Genomic DNA, 19,051 nt, shown 5'->3' on the forward strand with positions numbered 1-19,051 from the left:
GATTCTTTATAGATAGGCTTTGTACCTAGATGTCACTTAGTCACTCTTAGAAGAACCGCGCAGGCCATTCCCGGAACGGCTCCATCGGACTCTTCCTCATTTTTCGTGTCTACGTTTTCTGGTAACTACCGGTTATAAAGTCATACCTTGGATTACTAAAAGACTCTGTCGCATTCGCGAGCAAGAAGCCGCCCGCCGTAAAGCGGATCTAGCCGTACAGCCGGGCGTAAAAACCTCCGAGCGCCAGTAGGTCCTGATGGCGGCCCCGCTCGACGACCGTCCCTTGGTTCATGACGGTAATCAAATCCGCATGTTCCACGGTGCTGAGTCGGTGGGCGATCAGAATGGTGGTGCGCCCCTTCATCAATACGTTCAAGGCCTGCTGTACCCAATGCTGGGATTCGTTATCCAGCGCGGAAGTCGCTTCGTCCAGCAGCAGAATCGGGGCATTTTTGAGAAACGCCCGTGCGATCGCAATTCGCTGCCTTTGTCCGCCCGACAACGACGCTCCTCTCTCTCCCACCGGCGTTTTATACTGTTCAGGAAGTTCCTGAATGAAATGGTGAGCGTACGCCGCTTTGGCCGCTTCGATCACTTCTTCATCCGTTGCATCCGGGTTGCCGTAGCGGATGTTTTCCTCAATCGTGCCGGTAAACAAGAATGGCTCCTGCGGAACGTATGCAATCTGCCTGCGGATTTCTTCCAGCGTGTAATGGCCGAACGGTTTGCCTTGGAGCAGGATTTCTCCGCTGTCCACAGGATAAAAGCCGAGCAGCAGCTTGATCAGCGTACTTTTGCCGCTGCCGCTGGTCCCCACGATAGCGGCGACCTGGCCGGGAAACACCTGCATGGAGATGTCGACAAGCACCTTTTTATCCGCCTGATAGGAAAATTCCACATCGCGAAACTCCACCGCAGCCTCCGACACGAGCTCGCTGTGAGGAGATCCCAAACGCTCCGGTTCCTCTTCCTCTCTTAGTACCTCTTGAATCCGATGAGCGCCCGCGAGCGAATTTTGGGTCATCGACAGAACCATCCCCAAGTTCAACAAGGCATGCGTCAGATTCACTTGCAGAACCGCCAGGGCGGCGACGCTTCCCATTCCCATCAGTCCGTAGGCATAAAGAAGACTGCCGATGACGATGATGCCGCAGAACGTGACGTAGCTGATAAAATGATTCACCGCAGCCTGCATGCCATTCTTCTGCGCGGTTTGCCGAAGCGTCTGCGTCATTTGTTCGTTCAACGCCTCGTACTGGCCGTAAATCGTGCGGATGCGGAACAGCTTCACAATTTGAATGCCGCCCATAAAATCTTTGAATTTTTCGGTCATTTTACCGAGCGTTAGCAAGCCTTGTTCGGACAAGGCGCGAATATCCCGCGCAAATTTCAGGCTGACCACGGAGGACAGCAGCAGAATGACGAAGGATACGCCGGCAAACCGCCAATCGATCAACACCATGGAGACAATGGAGCCGATGCAAAAGACAACTTGAAGCAGCAAAACGAAGTAAACCTGCGAGAATGTAAACTCAACGGTCGTTACGTCGTTGTTCACCCGCGACAGCAAGTCCCCATGGTGCGTCTGCTCCAGGAATCTCGGCTGCACCCGGCACAGCTTGTCATAAAGACGTTCGCGGATATTCAGCACAGTCAGCTCGACACTGCGCTGGTTTAAGTAAATGAACCAGGGAGAAATCACATTTTCCAGGAACAAGACCGCGCCCAAAATAATAAAGGCTTCCACCATCAGGGACGTATCCCGGGACACGGCGAAATCAACCAAGTTATGTACGACCAAGCTGAAGGCGATCAGGAACAATGTCTGGGTGAGCGCCGTCACGGCCAGGCCAATGGCGTACTGGGTTTTGCGCTTGCGGTTCATAAACATCAGCAAGTAGCCGAGTTCTTTCACTTGCGAGAGCCATCCGCCCTTTTTCATGTGTACGCCACCTCCCTGCGTTCGGCAGACTCAGTAAATTCCTGATAGTACGACTGGGCGTACAGTCCCTTCATCTTCAACAATTGTTCATGAGTGCCCTTTTCAACAATACTCCCCTGTTCCATGACCCAAATTTCGTCGGCGTTTTGTACTGTAGAAAGCCGGTGGGCAATAACCATCGTCGTTCTCTGCTTCATCAATACGCCCAGCGCTTCCTGAACCGCGCTTTCCGACTCCGGATCAAGAGCCGACGTTGGCTCGTCCAGCAGCAGAACGGGAGCATCCTTCAGAAAAGCCCGGGCCATTGCAATGCGCTGGCGCTGCCCGCCGGACAAAAAGCCTCCGCGCTCTCCGACATACGTCTGGTAGCCGTCGGGCAGCTGCATAATGAAGGAATGCGCCTGAGCGGCTTTGGCGGCTTCGATAATCTCGTCCATCGACGCTACTTCCCGCCCGTAGCCGATATTTTCAGCGATCGTGCCGCTAAACAAATATGAATCCTGGGTTACCACGGAAAAATGCGACCGAAGCTGCTCCGGATCGGCGCCGTGGATCAGGCTGCCGAACACGCGGATCTCGCCCTGGTCCTCCGGAAGCGGATAAAAGCCGTATACAAGCTTAAACACTGTGCTCTTCCCTCCGCCGCTCGCTCCGACAAGCGCGATCGTCTTCCCTTCCGGCACAGAGAAGCTAACATTCCGCAGGATCGGGGATCTCTCCTCATACCCGAAGGTTACGTTCTGAAACTCGATGGGGGAGGCGCTCGCTTTCGGAAGCGAACGGCCATTTTCCGTTTCGGTCGGCTGCTCGACGATTTCGGAGACCCTTCTCAGGGCACCGGCCATTTCGAACGTCCGCGTGATGAGCTCGGGAATATGCTCCAGCGGCTCCAGACACAGATTCAGCAAGTACAGGAAGGCGATCAGCTCCCCCGCGCCTAGCTGCCCTTTGTAGATCAAATAGCTTCCGTAACTGACGGCGAAAATGATCGGGCTGATCATCAGCGTGGAAAGCAGCGGGTTGACCCAGGCTTCCCGCTTTTTCACGGCCAGCTTTTTTTGAGCCGTCAATTGCAGCAGCACTTGGTAGGAGCGAGATAACATGCCGGATAGCAGGTAGCTTTTTACAATAGGCATACCTCCAAGTGTATCCTGGAGGTTGACGTTCATTCGGCCCATGTTCGCCTGGGCTTCCTCCGTCAACCGCTCCAACTGCTTGCCGATCCATTGGGAAACCAGCAGCGCTACGGGAAATAACAGCAGGCTGTACAGCATCAGCTCCCATTGGAGGTAGATCAAATAAGTGAAACAGCCGATGAACAACAGCGGATGATAAAACCACTGGGCGAGGTCCCGAATCATAAACTGCTGGATGAGCTGCAGGTCGTTGTTGATCCGCGACAATACGTCGCCGGAGTGCTGCTTTTCCAAATAGGAGACCGGGAGTTTGCCGATATGACGCATGACATGGTTGCGGATATCCTGCACCGCAGAGGCGCTGCTTCGCTCCACGCCGAAGCTCATGAAAAACTTCGCCGGCACACCGATCAAGATGACCACAAAGACCGTGTACACGATTTGCAGAACGATTGGCCCCGCCCCCTTCTCGGCCTGGGTGGTCAGCTGCTCGATCAAACTTCCCGTCCATATCTCAATAACGGCGGCGGCAATCGCGGACAAGACACCGACGATCATCCAGCCTTTGTGACGGCTTACATAGGACATCAACCAGCGGAACGCTTTCCAGGCGGCGTAGTAAGCGGTTTGACGCTTGGAAGGCGCCGCTGTGCCTTGTTCTAGAACAGACGGCTGGCGGTCAGCTTCCATGCAGTACCCCGGCCTCCGCTTCGATCTGCCGCTTGACTTGCTCTAAGATGTCCCGGATGACGACGGCCGTTTCTTCCACGCGCGCGAGTTCCAGCAATTCCTCGTGCGCACCCTCCAGCCGGTAATCGGCGTAAGCTTGCGTCGTTGCCCCCCGCCAGGACGGCAATTGGTGCTCCAGGCGGAACGCTTCGCTGTCCTTCGCAATCAGTTCGTAAATCCGGGCCGGGATCGTGCCGGAATTAATAAGCTGCGCTTCGTACGCCAAGGTCGCTTTGACCTTCCGATGAACCCGCTCCCGCACGAGCGGGTTGCTCATTAATTCCTTCTCTTCTTCGTCGAAATCGGCAAGCATTTCTTCAAGCTCTTTCTCCGACGTTTCGGAAGACGTCAGCGTGTCCTTAATCCACGAGTCCACCATGAGCACGTCCGTTACGGAATAGCCTCTTTTCTCCATCGTTTTGGCTACCTCGAACGTCAGGTTGCCTCCAAAGCAGTAGCCGAGCAGCACGTAAGGTCCTTCCGGCTGGATGCGGACGATCTCGTCCACATAACGGTTCAGCATGGCCTCGTAATCGACGGCATCGTCGATAAAATCAATGCCGTAGAGCACGAACCCGCCGTCGAGCCTGCTTGCAAGCTCTCGATAACCGATGCCAAAGCCGCTGCCCGGAGGGAAGCAGAACACGTTCAGATCTCCTGCTTTATTCAACTTAATGAAGGAGTCTCCCCCTTTATCCAGGCCCTGATCCCCCTCTCCGAAAGCCATGGCCTCAACGGTTACATGATGGAATTGGCGGTTCAGCGGTATCTCAATGCCCGTTTCATCGTAAACGGCTTGAACGAGCCTCATCAGACTTAACGAATTGCCACCCAACTCAAAAAAGTTATCCTTTACGCCGACCTGCGGAACGCCAAGCGTATCCTGCCAGACGCGGGCGATCTTCATTTCGAGCAGCGTTCTCGGCGCGACATATTCCGTTCCTCCGTCCGCGGCTTCCTCCGGCGCGGGCAGCGCTTTGCGGTCGATTTTCCCGTTCGGGGTCAGCGGCATCCGCGAAAGCTGCACGAGGTACGAAGGAATCATATAACCCGGAAGCTGCTTGGCGAGCTCCTCTTTGAGTTCATTCGCCGCCAGCCTCGTTTCTGCGACGTAATAAGCGACAAGTTGCTTATGGCCGTTCGCGTCGTCGCAGTCGAGCACCTTGGCTTCTTGCACGGCGGCGATCTTCAGCAGCTGCGTCTCGATTTCGTCCAGCTCGATCCGGTACCCGCGGATTTTCACCTGGTGGTCGATCCGGCCCAGGTATTCGATGTTGCCGTCCGGCAGCCAAGCCGCCAAGTCACCCGAGCGGTACAGTTTCTCCCCCTCCGCAAACGGGGAATCGACGAACTTCTCCGCCGTCAGATCCGGACGGTTCAGGTATCCTCTCGCAAGGCCTTCCCCGGCCACGTACATTTCGCCCGCTACGCCAATCGGCACAGGGCGGCGGTTTTCATCAAGGATGTACACCCTCAGCGTCGGGATCGGCTTGCCGATATTACTCTTCGCCGCCTCCATTTCGACCCACGTGATTTCCTTATATGTCACGTGAACCGTCGTCTCGGTAATGCCGTACATATTGATCAGCTTCGTCTCCGGGTACTTCGTCTTGAAGCCCTTGAGCAGCAGCGGACTCAGCGCTTCGCCCCCAAAGATGACGTTGCGAATCCGCAGATCGTACGGATGGTCCGCCAAGACCTTACGCAGCAGCTGGTAGAAGTACGTTGGCGTCTGGTTCAAAATCGTGACCTGTTCGCGGCCCAGCAGCGCCAGGAAATCGGCCGGATTTTTCGCCGTCAGCGGCGGTACGATGACCAGCTTGCCTCCGTTCAGCAGCGCTCCGTACATTTCCCAGACAGAGAAATCGAAGCAGAACGAGTGGAACAGCGTCCACGTGTCGGACGGCCCAAAGTCGAACAGGTTCTTGTCGTTGAACAGGAGGCGCACGACGTTCTTATGCTCGATCAGCGTTCCTTTCGGTCTGCCGGTCGTTCCCGACGTGTAGATGACATATGCCAGGTTGCCCGGCCCGGAAATCGGCTCCAGGTTCGAAGCGTCCAGCGCATCGGCGGAGTCCGCCCCACTGTCGCCCCAAACGAAATCGTCCAATTCGAGGCGCGTTCCTGCGAAGTCGGTCTTCTCATGCAGATGCTTCTGAATCAGCAATAACGGCGCGCCCGAATCCTCAATCATGAAGCGGATGCGCTCCTCCGGGTAGTCGGGATCGACAGGCACGTAGGCTCCGCCCGCTTTGAGAATCGCCAGAATGCCGACGACCATATCGAGCGAGCGTTCGGCCAGAATCGCTACCAGCTGATCCGCTTCTACTCCCGTCTTTCGCAGCTTCCGCGCAAGGCGGTTGGATCGCTCGTTCAGCTCGCGGTAGGTCAGCTGCCGCTCGTTCATGACGGCGGCCACGTTGTCCGGGTAAAGCTCCGCCTGTTCTTCGAACAAGCCGTAAATCGTTTTCCCCCGCTCGAACCCGGTTTCGGTGTCATTAAATCGCTTCAGCAGCGTCTCCCTCTCGTCTGGGGACAGCACATCGGCTTGTCCGAGCTCCAGATCCGGCTGAAATATAAGCACGGACAGCAGCCGAACAAGATGGTCGGCCGCCTGGTCCACAAATGCCCGCTCGTACCGCTGCCCGTCAAAGCTTATTTCCAGCTCAATGGAGTGGTTTTGACGGTCGAAGCGAAAAACTGTATCGGCCGCCACCCGGTTACCCAGCGGTTCCGGATGAATCGGGGCGAAGGATGCGACGGTGTTGACGACCGGGAGGCCGTCCCCCGTATAGTCCAGATGGAGCGGCTCCACCATTTTCCGAAAAGGCAGGTGCTGATGCTCCAGCGCCTCGCCGATGGAAGCTTTGATGCCCCCGAGCAGCGTTTTCAGCGTAGTCTGGCGGCTTACGGACGTCTTGATCACCAAGATGTCATGCGGCGGCGGAGTCCCGTCGGGGTCTGCGCTATAAGAAGGCATGCCGACCAGCACTTGGTCCCGCCCGGTATATTTGAACAGCAGGCTTTTTACTCCTGCCAAAACAATCATGTACAAAGCCAAATCCGAACCGTTGGCGAGGCAAATGATTCTCTCCGAGAGTTCGCTCGGCAGAGTACGGTGAAGCAAACCCGGCTCGGCCACAGCTTCCCCGTCGGCGTATAATTTGGAGGATTGACTGTAGGGAAGGAAGCTCAGGCTGTCATCGGCGTCAAACTTGCCGCTCCAGTACCGTTCTTCCTTTTCAAACAAAGATTTCATTTGTACCTCCCCTAAAAATGAAGTGACCGCATGCCCCGGCGCAGGTCCGAAAAAGCATGCTTTCGGCCTGCGCGTTTACGGGCTTGGACGTTGTTCGCCGTCTTCCTTGGGATGCGCGCCGCTTTCGCTTGACGGCGGAGGCGCGCTTGTAGGATTAGAACGCGAATTCGATCGTATCGACGGCACTCTTTGCGCCTGCCGCCGGTTTATGACATTCAATCCGGCTTAACTCGAGTTGTGGATTTTCCGCAATTTGAGACAGTACCCGCAGGTAATCCTCGGTCAAGGTGCGGATCATCGCTTCTTTGAACAGCTTGGTGGCGTAGAAGAAGCCCCCGCTCAGCGCCCCGTTGTTTTCATACATAAACAGCGTCAGATCGAACTTCGCTTCTTCCAAATGGTCAAGCTCGTAAGTCTTCAGGCTGACCCCTTCCAGCTCGGCGTCTCGTTCTTCGATATTTTGCAAGTCGAAAACGGCATCGAACAGCGGGAAGCGGCCCGGCTCCCGCTTCACATTCAAACGCTCCACCAGATCCTCGAATGGATAATCCTGGTTCTCGAAAGCACCCAAAGCCGTTTCCTTCACTTCTTCCAGGTAGGACAAGAACGTTTTGTCGCCCGACGGACGATTGCGGATCGCCAGCGTATTGACAAACATCCCGATGACCGGTTCCAAATCGGCGTTCGTTCTTCCCGCCACCGGGGTACCCACGACCAAGTCCTCCTGCCCGCTGTACTTGGACAGCAGCACGGTATAAGCCGCAAGCAGCACCATGAACAGCGTGCTTTCACGCTCGGCCGCCAATTCGCGCAGCCGCGCAGAGAGAGAAGCTTCGACGTCGAACTCCAGATGCGCGCCTTCGTAGCTGCGAGCCGCAGACCGTTCGTAGTCCATCGGCAGGTCCGCCGTCGGCAACTCGCCTTCGAAGGTTTGCAGCCAGTACGCTTCCTGCCGCCCAATCCGCTCTCGGTGGGCCTTCGACTGCTGCCAAACGGCATAATCCTTGTATTGAATGCGCAGTGGCGGCAGTTCTTCCCCGGCGTAGAAACTCGAGAACTCATCGATCACAATCGCCATCGATACGCCGTCGGACACCATATGGTGCATGTCGAAAAGGAGAATATGCAGGTTCGGCTCCAGCTCGATGACCCCGGCGCGCAGCAGCGGCGGCTTGCCGAGATCAAACGGACGAACGAAGCTGCGGACGATCTGCTCGATTTGAGCCGCATCCTCTTTATCCGCTTGATGATGCTCGATAGCAAAATCGACCTGCGGGTAAATCCGCTGAACCGCTTCGGCCTTCACGATTTCAAAACCGGTGCGCAGCGATTCATGCCGTGTTATCAATTTCCGCAAGGCGGCTTCCAACCGGTCTAAGTCAAACTCGCCTTCCACCTGCACCAGCTCCGGCATGTTGTAAAGCTGATCCGCTCCATCCAGCGTGTGCTGAATGAACAGCCGTTTCTGCGCGGAGGACAGAGGGTAGTACTCTCTCTCCTCCGCTTGAGGAATGGCCTCATGCTCCCGCCGTTCCATCCGGGCGATCGCCTCGGCCATCGCCGCAATCGTCGAGTGACGGAATACGTCGCGCAGCGGCAGGTTGACGTTTAATTCCTTAAATACCTTGCCCGCCAGCGTCGTCGCCCGCAGGGAGTGGCCGCCGATGTCGAAGAAGTTGTCGTGAACGCCAATCTCCTTCGCAAGCCCCAGCACCTCCTGCCAAATCGCCGCCAGCTTCGTTTCCAGCTCATTGCGCGGTGCGATGTACTCCGTTCCGCTTCCCGCTTCCCCTTCCGGCGCCGGTAGCGCCTTCCGGTCAATCTTTCCGTTCGGCGTCAGAGGCAGGCGCTCCAGCTCCACGAAGTACGACGGGATCATGTACCCCGGCAGCTCCTGCGCCAGCGCGCCGCGCAGATCGTTCACTGCCAGCTCCGCTCCGGTATCCGGTGTGTAATACGCGCATAGCGCCTTCTGCCCGTTCGCGTCACTTCGAACCAGCACCACCGCTTCGCGCACGCCTTCCACCCGCAGCAGCTGCGACTCGATCTCGCCCGTCTCGATCCGGTACCCCCGAATTTTCGCCTGGTTGTCGATCCGGCCGATGAAGTCCACGTTGCCGTCTTCCATCCACCGCGCCAAGTCTCCCGTTCGGTACAGCCGCTCGCCCGCGGCGAACGGGCTGTCTACGAACTTCTCTTCTGTCAGCTCCGAACGGTTCAAGTACCCGCGCGCCACTCCGACTCCGCCGATGACCAGCTCGCCCAGCACCCCGACCGGCACCGGATTCAGGTGCGCATCCACGATGTAGAATTTCGCATTCAGCCACGCTCTGCCGATCGGCACATGGCCTGTCTGCGGCAGCTTCGTCAGCGGCTCGTCGTAGAAACTGGAGTCGATCGCCGCTTCCGTCACGCCGTATGCGTTGATGATCCGGAACAACGAGCCGAAGCGTTCCTGCAAGGTGCGATAATCCGCCACGCCGCAGCTGTCCGAGCTCGTGATCAACAGCTCCATCCAGCTCATATCCAGTTGCTGCTCGTGCACGTACTCCAGGAACGGCACGATCAGCGCCGGCGTCGATTCGAAGATGGTGACCCGTTCCCGCTCCATCCAGTGGTGCAGACGAGACGGATCGATCCGGTCGTCCTTCGGCACAATCACCATCGTGCCTCCGTTGTACAGCGTCCGCGCGATATCTCCCACGAACACGTCGAACGAGAAGCTTGCGAGCTGCAGCAGCCGCACCGGGAACTGATCCAACCGGTATTCCCGCCGGTAGCCCGCCGCCGTGTTCACCAGGCTGCGGTGCTCGATCATCACGCCCTTCGGCTTGCCCGTCGTTCCCGACGTATAGATCACGTACGCCAGATCCTCCGGACGGGCTTCATGGAAGCTGTCGGCATTCGTCCGCTCCTCGCTGTACGACGCTTCGTCGTCCAGGTACAGCACCGCCGCCAGCGCCAGCTCCTCTTCGCCGAGCCAAGCTTCAGCACGCTCTCGCAGCGGCGTTTGCGTCAGCAGCACCTTCGCTCCGCTGTCTTCAAGCATGAACCGCACGCGCTCCGCCGGATAATCCGGGTCGAGTGGCACATACGCCCCGCCCGCTTTCCAGACGGCCAGCACGGCCACCAGCAAGTCCACCGAACGCTCGGCCAGAATGCCGACGATCGTCTCCCGGCCGATGCCGTTTGCGCGCAGCGTAGCCGCCAAGCGATTCGCCCGCTCGTTCAGCTCCGCATACGTCAGCCGGTCGTTCTCGTACACGACGGCCGCCGCTTCCGGTGTGCGCTCCGCCTGTTCCTCGAACAGCCGATGGAACGCCGCCACAGGAGCCGCTTCCGGCTGCGCCGGGTTGAACGCGCCGAGAATTTGCTCTTTTTCCTCTGCCGTCAACAAGTTCAGCTCGGCAATCTTCGCATCCGGACGGCTTACGATCGCCGCAAGCAAATGTCCGAAATGAGTCGACAGCCGCCGGATCGTGCTTTCTTTATAAAGAGCCGTTGCGAATTCAAAGCTGCACTCCAGGCCGCCGTTTTCTTCCGTAACATCCACACTCAGGTCGAACTTGGCCGTGCCGTATTCGCTAGGGTACGGGGACAATTTCAGCCCTTCCAGCCCAAACTCTTTGTCCTCCAAGTTTTGCAGGGAGAACATCGTGTCAAACAGCGGGTTGCGGCTCAAATCCCGGCTGACCTGCACTTTATCGACGAGCTCTTCGAACGGATAATTCTGATGCTCGTAAGCGCCTAAGGTCGTTTCTTTCACTTCTTCCAGATACGAGAGGAAGGTCTTCTCCGAAGCCGGATAATTGCGGAGCGCCAGCGTATTGACGAACATTCCGATCAAAGGCTGCGTGTCTCCGTGCGTTCTGCCCGCAATCGACGTTCCGACGACCAAATCGTCCTGACCTGTGTATTTATGCAAAAGCACGGTATATGCCGCAAGCAGCACCATATACAGCGTCGTTCCTCTTTGGGCCGCCAGTTGCTTTAAGCCTTCGTTCGTTGCCTCGTCCACGAAGGACGTCAGCGTTTGTCCCTCAAAGCTCTGCACGGCAGGACGCGGATAGTCCGTCGGCATTTCCAGAACCGGCAGCTCGCCCCGGTAACGGTCCAGCCAGTAAGCTTCCTCGCGTTTCAACTGCACTTTTTGCTCGTCCGACTGCTGCCATACCGCATAGTCCTTGTATTGAATGCGCAAAGGCTCTAATGACTCGCCACCGTACAGACGAACGAGTTCCTCGACTAACACGTCCATCGAAACCCCGTCGGAGACGATATGGTGCATGTCGAACATCAGCAAATAACGTTCGGCTGCCAGCCCTACGAGCTCCGCCCGCAGCAGCGGAGGCTTCGCCAAGTCGAAAGGCCGGATGAAGGCCTGCACGACTTCAGGCGCTTCTTCCTCGCTCGCACGACGGTACTCGACGGCAAAGTCGACGCTCTCGTAAATGCGCTGTACTGCTTCGCCTTGTACAATCTCAAAGCCGGTTCGCAGCGTTTCGTGCCGTGCGATCAGTCCGCGGAAAGCCTTCTCCAGGAGGCTCCGGTCAATTGATCCTTCCAGCAGCAGCACGCCCGGCATGTTGTAGCTCTGATCGGCCCCTTCCAGTTGATTCAGGATAAACAGCCGCTTCTGAGCTGAGGAAAGCGGATAATATGCTCTTGCGCCTGCCAGCGGAATCGACGAGAACGACTGCTCTCCGATCGAGGAGATGGCGAGAGCCATCTCCTCGATCGTCGAGTAGCGGAATACGTCGCGCAGAGGCAGCTCAACGTTCAGCTCCTGATGCACCTTGCTCACCAGTGTCGTCGCCCGCAGGGAATGGCCTCCCAGGTCGAAGAAATTGTCCAGGACTCCAATGCCGGAGTAGCCCAGTACTTCCTCCCAGATCTTCACAAGCTGGGACTCCGTCCGGTTACGCGGCGCTACGTATTCGACGCCCGTTTGTATGCCGCCTTGCGGCTCCGGCAGCGCTTTGCGGTCCACTTTGCCGTTGGTCGTCAGCGGCATGCGCTCCAACTGCACGAAGTACGACGGGATCATGTACCCCGGCATTCCCTGGGCCAGCGAGGTTCTCATTTCGCTGACCGTCAGCGTTCGGTCCGCCACAAAGTAGGCAACAAGCGCCTTCTCGCCCTCGCCGTCCTGACGGGCGAGCACCACCGCTTCTTCCACGCCCTCGACGTTCAGCAGCTGCGTCTCGATTTCGTCCAGCTCGATCCGGTACCCGCGGATTTTCACCTGGTGGTCGATCCGGCCCAGGTATTCGATGTTGCCGTCCGGCAGCCAAGCCGCCAAGTCACCCGAGCGGTACAGTTTCTCCCCCTCCGCAAACGGGGAATCGACGAACTTCTCCGCCGTCAGATCCGGACGGTTCAGGTATCCTCTCGCAAGGCCTTCCCCGGCCACGTACATTTCGCCCGCTACGCCAATCGGCACAGGGCGGCGGTTCTCATCAAGGATGTACACCCTCAGCGTCGGGATCGGCTTGCCGATATTACTCTTCGCCGCCTCCATTTCGACCCACGTGATTTCCTTATATGTCACGTGAACCGTCGTCTCGGTAATGCCGTACATATTGATCAGCTTCGTCTCCGGGTACTTCGTCTTGAAGCCCTTGAGCAGCAGCGGACTCAGCGCTTCGCCCCCAAAGATGACGTTGCGAATCCGCAGATCGTACGGATGGTCCGCCAAGACCTTACGCAGCAGCTGGTAGAAGTACGTTGGCGTCTGGTTCAAAATCGTGACCTGTTCGCGGCCCAGCAGCGCCAGGAAATCGGCCGGATTTTTCGCCGTCAGCGGCGGTACGATGACCAGCTTGCCTCCGTTCAGCAGCGCTCCGTACATTTCCCAGACAGAGAAATCGAAGCAGAACGAGTGGAACAGCGTCCACGTGTCGGACGGCCCAAAGTCGAACAGGTTCTTGTCGTTGAACAGGAGGCGCACGACGTTCTTATGCTCGATCAGCGTTCCTTTCGGTCTGCCGGTCGTTCCCGACGTGTAGATGACATATGCCAGGTTGCCCGGCCCGGAAATTGGCTCCAGGTTCGAAGCGTCCAACGCACCTTCGGAGTCCGCCCCTCTGTCGCCCCAAACGAAATCGTCCAATTCGAGGCGCGTTCCTGCGAAGTCGGTCTTCTCGTGCAGATGCTTTTGAATCAGCAATAACGGCGCGCCCGAATCCTCGATCATGAAGCGGATGCGCTCCTCCGGGTAGTCCGGATCGACAGGCACGTAGGCTCCGCCCGCTTTGAGAATCGCCAGAATGCCAACGACCATATCGAGCGAGCGTTCGGCCAGAATCGCTACCAGTTGGTCCGCTTCTACTCCCGTCTCCCGCAGCTTCCGCGCAAGGCGGTTGGATCGCTCGTTCAGCTCGCGGTAAGCCAGCTGTCGCTCGTTCATGACGGCGGCCACGTTGTCCGGGTAAAGCTCCGCCTGTTCTTCGAACAATTGAACGAGCGTCTTCTCGCGCGGAAATTCCGTGGTGGTGTCGTTAAAACGTCCGAGAAGGTCGGCCTTTTCCGCCTCCGTCACAAGTTCCAGCTCGCCCACTGTAATTTCCGGGTTATCCGTCACCTGCTCCAGCAGATGGACGAGATGCCCCTTGAGCCGCTCGATGCTGTCTTTATCGAACACTTCGGCGTTAAAGTCAAACCGGATTTCGATTTCGACTCCCGGCACCACGGTCACGTTGAAGTTATAGTTCGTCTGCTCCTCCATCTGAACGTCAGCGATCGTCAGGTCGCCGTGCTGCTGGTCGCCCGCCTGCTCCATCTGCTCGTCCACCGGATAGTTCTCGAAAGCGATGATATGGTTGATCAGGTTCTGCTTTTGCACGCTGCGGGCTTGAATTTCATACAACGGATAGTAATCATAACGCCCGGACTCCAGCGCCCACTCTTGGAGCTTCGCCATCAGGTCGGCGAACACGGTGTCCGCTTCGCTCGTGACGCGGACCGGCACCGTATTGATGAACAGCCCGATCATGGACTCGATACCCGGGATTTCCGCCGGTCTTCCGGCCACGACGCTGCCGAATACGGCATCGTTTGTTCCGTTATATTTTTGCAGCATAACGCCCCAAGCGGCTTGCAGCAGCGTATTGACCGTAACCAGGCGCTGTTTCGCCACCCGGTCCATCCGCTCGCTCAAGTCCTTGCCCAGCTCGGCGGTGACGTGATCAGCCGTAAATCTGCCGTTCGGCGCCGGTTCCTTTTGTCCCGGGAGTACGGTTTGCCCTTCATAACCTGCCAGGAATGCCGTCCAATAGCCGGATGCCGCCTGATCGTCCTGTTTCTCCAACCATTCGATGTAAGCGCCATAATCCGATCCCTTATCTCCCGCTGGCTGCTTGCCGGATGCCAAGGCCGAGTACGTCTCAAACAGCTCCTGCGTCAGCTGCGGCAGGCACCAGCCGTCCATCAAAATATGCTGGAAACTCCACAGCACATGATAGCTTTGCTCTTCGGTGCGCAGGATCGTAACCCGAACGAGCGCGTCATGTTCCATGTCGAAGCCGCGAAGTTTGTCATCCTCGGCCTTTTTATCCAAATACGCTTGTTTCTCGTCCGCCTGCAAATGAAGCAGCTCTTCATATTCAAAGCCGACCGGCTTGTCGCGGTATATGATTTGCAGCGGCTCGCCCGCCGGTCCTTGCACAAAATTCGCCCGCAGCACCAAATGACGTTTCGCAAGTTCCGTCCAGCTCCTCTCGAAAAGCTGGACGTCGAGTACTCCCCTCATCGTAAATCGCGTCTGCTCGAAGTAAGCGGCCGTTTGCCGGTCAAGCGCGCTGTGGAACCACATGCCCTTCTGCATCGGCGTAAGCGAGTAAATATTTTCGATTTCCCCGAGATGGCCCGAGCGCTGGGCGATTTGCTCTAGTTCGGCGATGGTCAAGCCTTTAAATTGCACGTCGCTAGGCGTCAATTCGGTATTTTCTTTGCCTGCGCAGTGGATAATGAGCTCTCGTAGACTTTGCTCAAGCCGCTGAGCGAAGGCTTCCATCGTTACCTTGTGATACTGCTTCCGGCTGTAGCTAAGATCAAGCGATAAAGCGCCGTCCAGCACCATGCCGTTGATATCCAGCACAAAGCTGCGGGCCTGCCGGTCGCTGGTCGGGCTGCCGCTGGAATAAGAAGATATACCGATCTCGTCCTGGTTGACATCATCGTCGAACTGGCCGAGGTAATTAAAATTAATTTCCGGCTCTGCGCCCCAAACAAAGCCATCCTCCGATTTGGAGAGATAGCGGCATATGCCGTACCCAAGCCCTTTGTTCGGAATGCGGCGCAAACTTTCCTTGACCTGTTTAATCTGATAGGCCAAATCCCGGTCGGTTTCCGGCTCTAGGACGACCGGAAACTTGGTCGTAAACCAGCCGACTGTGCGCGTGATGTCGATATCCGTTCCGATCGATTCGCGTCCGTGTCCTTCGAGATTGATCCGCACCCGTTCGTGTCCCGTCCACTTGCGAACGGCTATGCCGAGCGCCGTTACCAAAATATCGTTCATTTCGGTGTTGTAGGCCCGGTGAACCCGCTTCAGCAGCAGCTCCGTTTCTTCGGGAGTCAAACGCACGAACAGCGATTCGCTGTCCTGCTGCGTCGTAACGTCCGCCTCCAGATCCTTCGGCACGGCCGGAACCGCAATTTGTTCCACAGCCTGCCAATAGGCCCGTTCCTTCGCCATCTCCGGGCTTTGCGCGTAAGCGGCCAGCTGCTCGGACCAAGTGCGGTACGCATCCGTTTTGGCCGGGAAACGAATTTCCTCGCTTTTGCCGGCCTGCTCGTAACCCAGAGCGAAATCCTCCATCAAAATGCGCCAAGACACGCCGTCCACCACGGCATGATGAACCGCGAGCAGCAAATGATCGCCGTCCGCGCACCGGAACAGTCCCGCCTTCACGAGGGGCCCGTTCTCCAGATCGATGCCCGCTTGAATGTCCGTTGCCTTCGCTTCCACAGCCTGCGCGGTATTCTCCGCATCCTTGAAGTCCAACACGTCCAGCGTGAACAGCCCGCCTTCCTGAATCGCGCGGGTCCGCGCGCTAAACCCTTGTTCCGTCTTGCGGAACACCATCCGCAAGGCGTCATGATGCTCGGCCAGCTTTTGCAGCACCTGACGCACCGTCTCTTCGTCGAAGCGTTCCTTCCGGTACAGCATCACCGACTGGTTGAAATGATGCGGGTCCGCAAAGGAGCTCCCGAAAAACCAATGCTGAATCGGTGTCAGCTCCGTTTCACCCGTTATTTCACCTTGATCGATGGTACGTCCGATCGGTTTCACATGCAGGCTGAGCTGTGAGATAGTCGGATATTTGAACAAATCCCGGATTTCCAGCTTGTACCCGGCTTGATGAAGCCGCGAAGATACTTGAATGGACTTGATCGAGTCTCCGCCCAGCTCGAAGAAATGATCCGTTACCCCAACGCGATCGGCGTTCAATACCGCCTGCCACACATCGGCAAGCGTCCGCTCCGCTTCATTGCGGGGAGCTACGTACGCGCCGCCGGTCAGTGCGTTTCCTTCCGGGGCGGGCAAAGCCTTGCGGTCGATTTTGTCGTTCGGCGTGAGCGGCATCCGCGGAAGCTGAACAAAATGCGCCGGAATCATGTAATTCGGCAACTTTTGCGCCAGCTCGCTTCTCAGCTCGCCGAGCGTAAGCGGGCGGCCCGCGACCAGGTAAGCGCACAGTTCTTGCCCGCTTTTGCCTTCCCGCGCGATTACGATCGTCTCCTGCACGGAGTCGATCTTCAGAAGCTGCTCTTCAATCTCGCCGATCTCGATCCGGAATCCACGGATTTTCACCTGATGGTCAATCCGGCCCAAGTACTCAATATTTCCGTCCGGCAGCCAGCGGGCCAAGTCGCCCGTCCGGTACAGTCTCTCTCCGGGCTCAAACGGGTGTTCGATGAATTTCTCCGCCGTCAGATCCGGCCGGTTCCAATATCCCCGGGCGAGGCCGACGCCCGCGATGCATAATTCTCCCTCCACTCCGATAGGCGCTAGCTGATTCTGTGCGCCCAGTATATACAAGCGATGGTTCCAGATCGGACGTCCGATCGGTATCGCTCTGCGTTCGGTGTCATACGTAGACGCCGCCCACACGGATGTGGCGATCGAGGCTTCCGTCGGACCGTACGCGTTATAGTACTGTACCTTGTCTTTCCACTGCTGCACGAATTCTGCTGAAACGGCGGAGCCCGCCGTGATGAGCCTGCTCAGACTCGGCAGGCGGTCTGAATTCAAATAAGCCGCATAAGTTGGCGGCAAAGTGGCGATCGTAATTGCATGCTCGTTCATGAAACGTTCGAACAGCTGATCATCCAAAACCGTCTCGGTTGACGGTATATATAAGGTCGCCCCGAAATACAGGGCGTTGAACATCTCCCAGCACGACGCATCGAACGATAGGCTGGCGAATTGCAGCACTCGATCCTGTTCGGTCGTGTGAAGCGTATGGGCAAACGTCAGTTTCAGGCTGACCAGCCCGCGATGCTCCAGCATGACCCCTTTGGGTTTGCCCGTCGTACCTGATGTATAGATGACATAAGCCAGATCGTTCGGACCGCTGGCCGGCTCCAGGTTCGAGCCATCGTCGCTGTAGGCCTGCTCGTCATCCAGCGCCACCACGGTCCCTTCGAACGGCACCTGCAGCAGCAGCTCCCTTTGAGTCAGCAGCAACTGCGCGTTCGAGTTCTCCAGAATGTAGCGGATGCGTTCTTCCGGGTATTCCGGGTCGATCGGCACGTAGGCACCGCCAGCTTTCAGAACCGCCAGAATGCCAACGACCGTCTCCAGCGATCTCCTGGCCATCAAGCCTACCAGCTGATTGGGCAGCACGCCGACCGATCGCAGCGTCCGCGCCAGCCGGTTCGCCCGTTCATTCAGCTCCGCGTACGAAAGCCGCCGCCCCTCAAAGACAACCGCCGTCGCTTCGGGCACCCGCTTCGCCTGCTCCTCCACGAGCTGATGAATCGTCCGATCACGGGGATAGTCCTTCTCGGTATCGTTAAAGCTTTGCAGCAATTGAAATTTCTCGTCCTCCGACAGCATGTCCGCCCGCACGATGTCCAGCTCCAACTCGTGAAGCCCCACGGCCAGCAGGCGATTCAGATGGCCTACGACCCGAGTCATGAACTCGGAGTCATATAAGTGCTCGTTATATGACAGCGCTAGCTGTATCGTCCCGCCGGTTAAGCTGAATTCAAAGGAACAATCCGTGACCACGTTTTGCCCGATTTCGTCCAGATGCAGCTCCTTAAGGGATACTAGCGTATGGATGACGGGTATCCCGTCTGCATATTGCAGGTCCAGCTTCTCCGCCATTTTCAAGAACGGAATATGTTGGTGCTGAATCGCTTCCGGCAAGGAAGTCCTCAGCTCGCTCAGAAGCGTTTTAAAAGTCGCACCCACCGAAAGCGAGTTTTTCAAAATGACCGTATGATTAACGGATCGGCGCGTCTCCGTCGGTTTCCGTACAACTGGCATGCCGACCAGAATGTCAGAAGCGCCTGTATATTTATGCAAGAGCGACTGAACACCGGCGAGCAAAATCATAAAAGTGGCCAGTGGAGCCCCCTTGCTCATTTGAAGGACGCGCTGCGCCACTTCCTCCGAAAGCGAACCGCCGACGGTTGTCATAATGGGCGCCAGGGAGCTTGGAGCTTTGCTGTAAGGCAGCCGCGTCAAGGTATAATCTTCGCTACCGAATTTTTCGTTCCAAAACAACGTTTCTTTTTCAAAAGCCATCTGGATCGTTCCCCTCTCTTCATCGGCAAAAGCAATCCGGCGGAGCATATGCCGCAGCAACGCTCCAGCCTCGCTCCCCGCCTTTTCAAACATGTGACAACAATGTCAATGGCTTTCGCCAGGTCACCGCTTCGCTTGCCCGGTTGATCGCATGCGGCAATCCTCTGCCTAGCAGCTGTCCCGCTCGGCTCCCATGCGTGAAAGACAACAAAGAGCATTGTTCT

4 protein-coding genes are annotated in these 19,051 nt (G+C 57.2%); all 4 read right to left on the bottom strand.

From position 1 onward, the window contains the following. Positions 1 to 208: 208 nt before the first annotated feature. Positions 209 to 1,942: an ABC transporter ATP-binding protein gene (locus NSS94_RS21405; protein WP_341040078.1), complete on the bottom strand. Its 1,734-nt coding sequence runs from the start codon at positions 1,940 to 1,942 to the stop codon at positions 209 to 211. Next, positions 1,939 to 3,768, bottom strand: coding sequence for an ABC transporter ATP-binding protein (locus NSS94_RS21410; protein ID WP_318628467.1), 1,830 nt, complete (start codon positions 3,766 to 3,768; stop codon positions 1,939 to 1,941). The genes NSS94_RS21405 and NSS94_RS21410 overlap by 4 nt, the downstream gene beginning before the upstream one ends. Next, positions 3,758 to 7,066: a non-ribosomal peptide synthetase gene (locus NSS94_RS21415; protein ID WP_341040081.1), complete on the bottom strand. Its 3,309-nt coding sequence runs from the start codon at positions 7,064 to 7,066 to the stop codon at positions 3,758 to 3,760. Before NSS94_RS21415 ends, NSS94_RS21410 begins: the two co-directional genes overlap by 11 nt. Before the next feature lie 154 nt (positions 7,067 to 7,220). Continuing rightward, positions 7,221 to 18,920 (bottom strand): amino acid adenylation domain-containing protein, encoded by an 11,700-nt coding sequence (locus NSS94_RS21420; RefSeq protein ID WP_341040082.1) that lies wholly within the window; start codon positions 18,918 to 18,920, stop codon positions 7,221 to 7,223. Positions 18,921 to 19,051 lie beyond the last annotated feature (131 nt).

The organism is Paenibacillus sp. FSL L8-0644 (genome assembly GCF_038008165.1).
GTDB lineage: Bacteria > Bacillota > Bacilli > Paenibacillales > Paenibacillaceae > Paenibacillus > Paenibacillus polymyxa_D.

What these genes read in the sequence shown, in the direction of transcription:
- NSS94_RS21405 (WP_341040078.1), bottom strand. Translation starts at nt 1,942, where the DNA reads ATGAAAAAGGGCGGATGGCTCTCGCAAGTGAAAGAACTCGGCTACTTG.
- NSS94_RS21410 (WP_318628467.1), bottom strand. Translation starts at nt 3,768, where the DNA reads ATGGAAGCTGACCGCCAGCCGTCTGTTCTAGAACAAGGCACAGCGGCG.
- NSS94_RS21415 (WP_341040081.1), bottom strand. Translation starts at nt 7,066, where the DNA reads ATGAAATCTTTGTTTGAAAAGGAAGAACGGTACTGGAGCGGCAAGTTT.
- NSS94_RS21420 (WP_341040082.1), bottom strand. Translation starts at nt 18,920, where the DNA reads ATGTTTGAAAAGGCGGGGAGCGAGGCTGGAGCGTTGCTGCGGCATATG.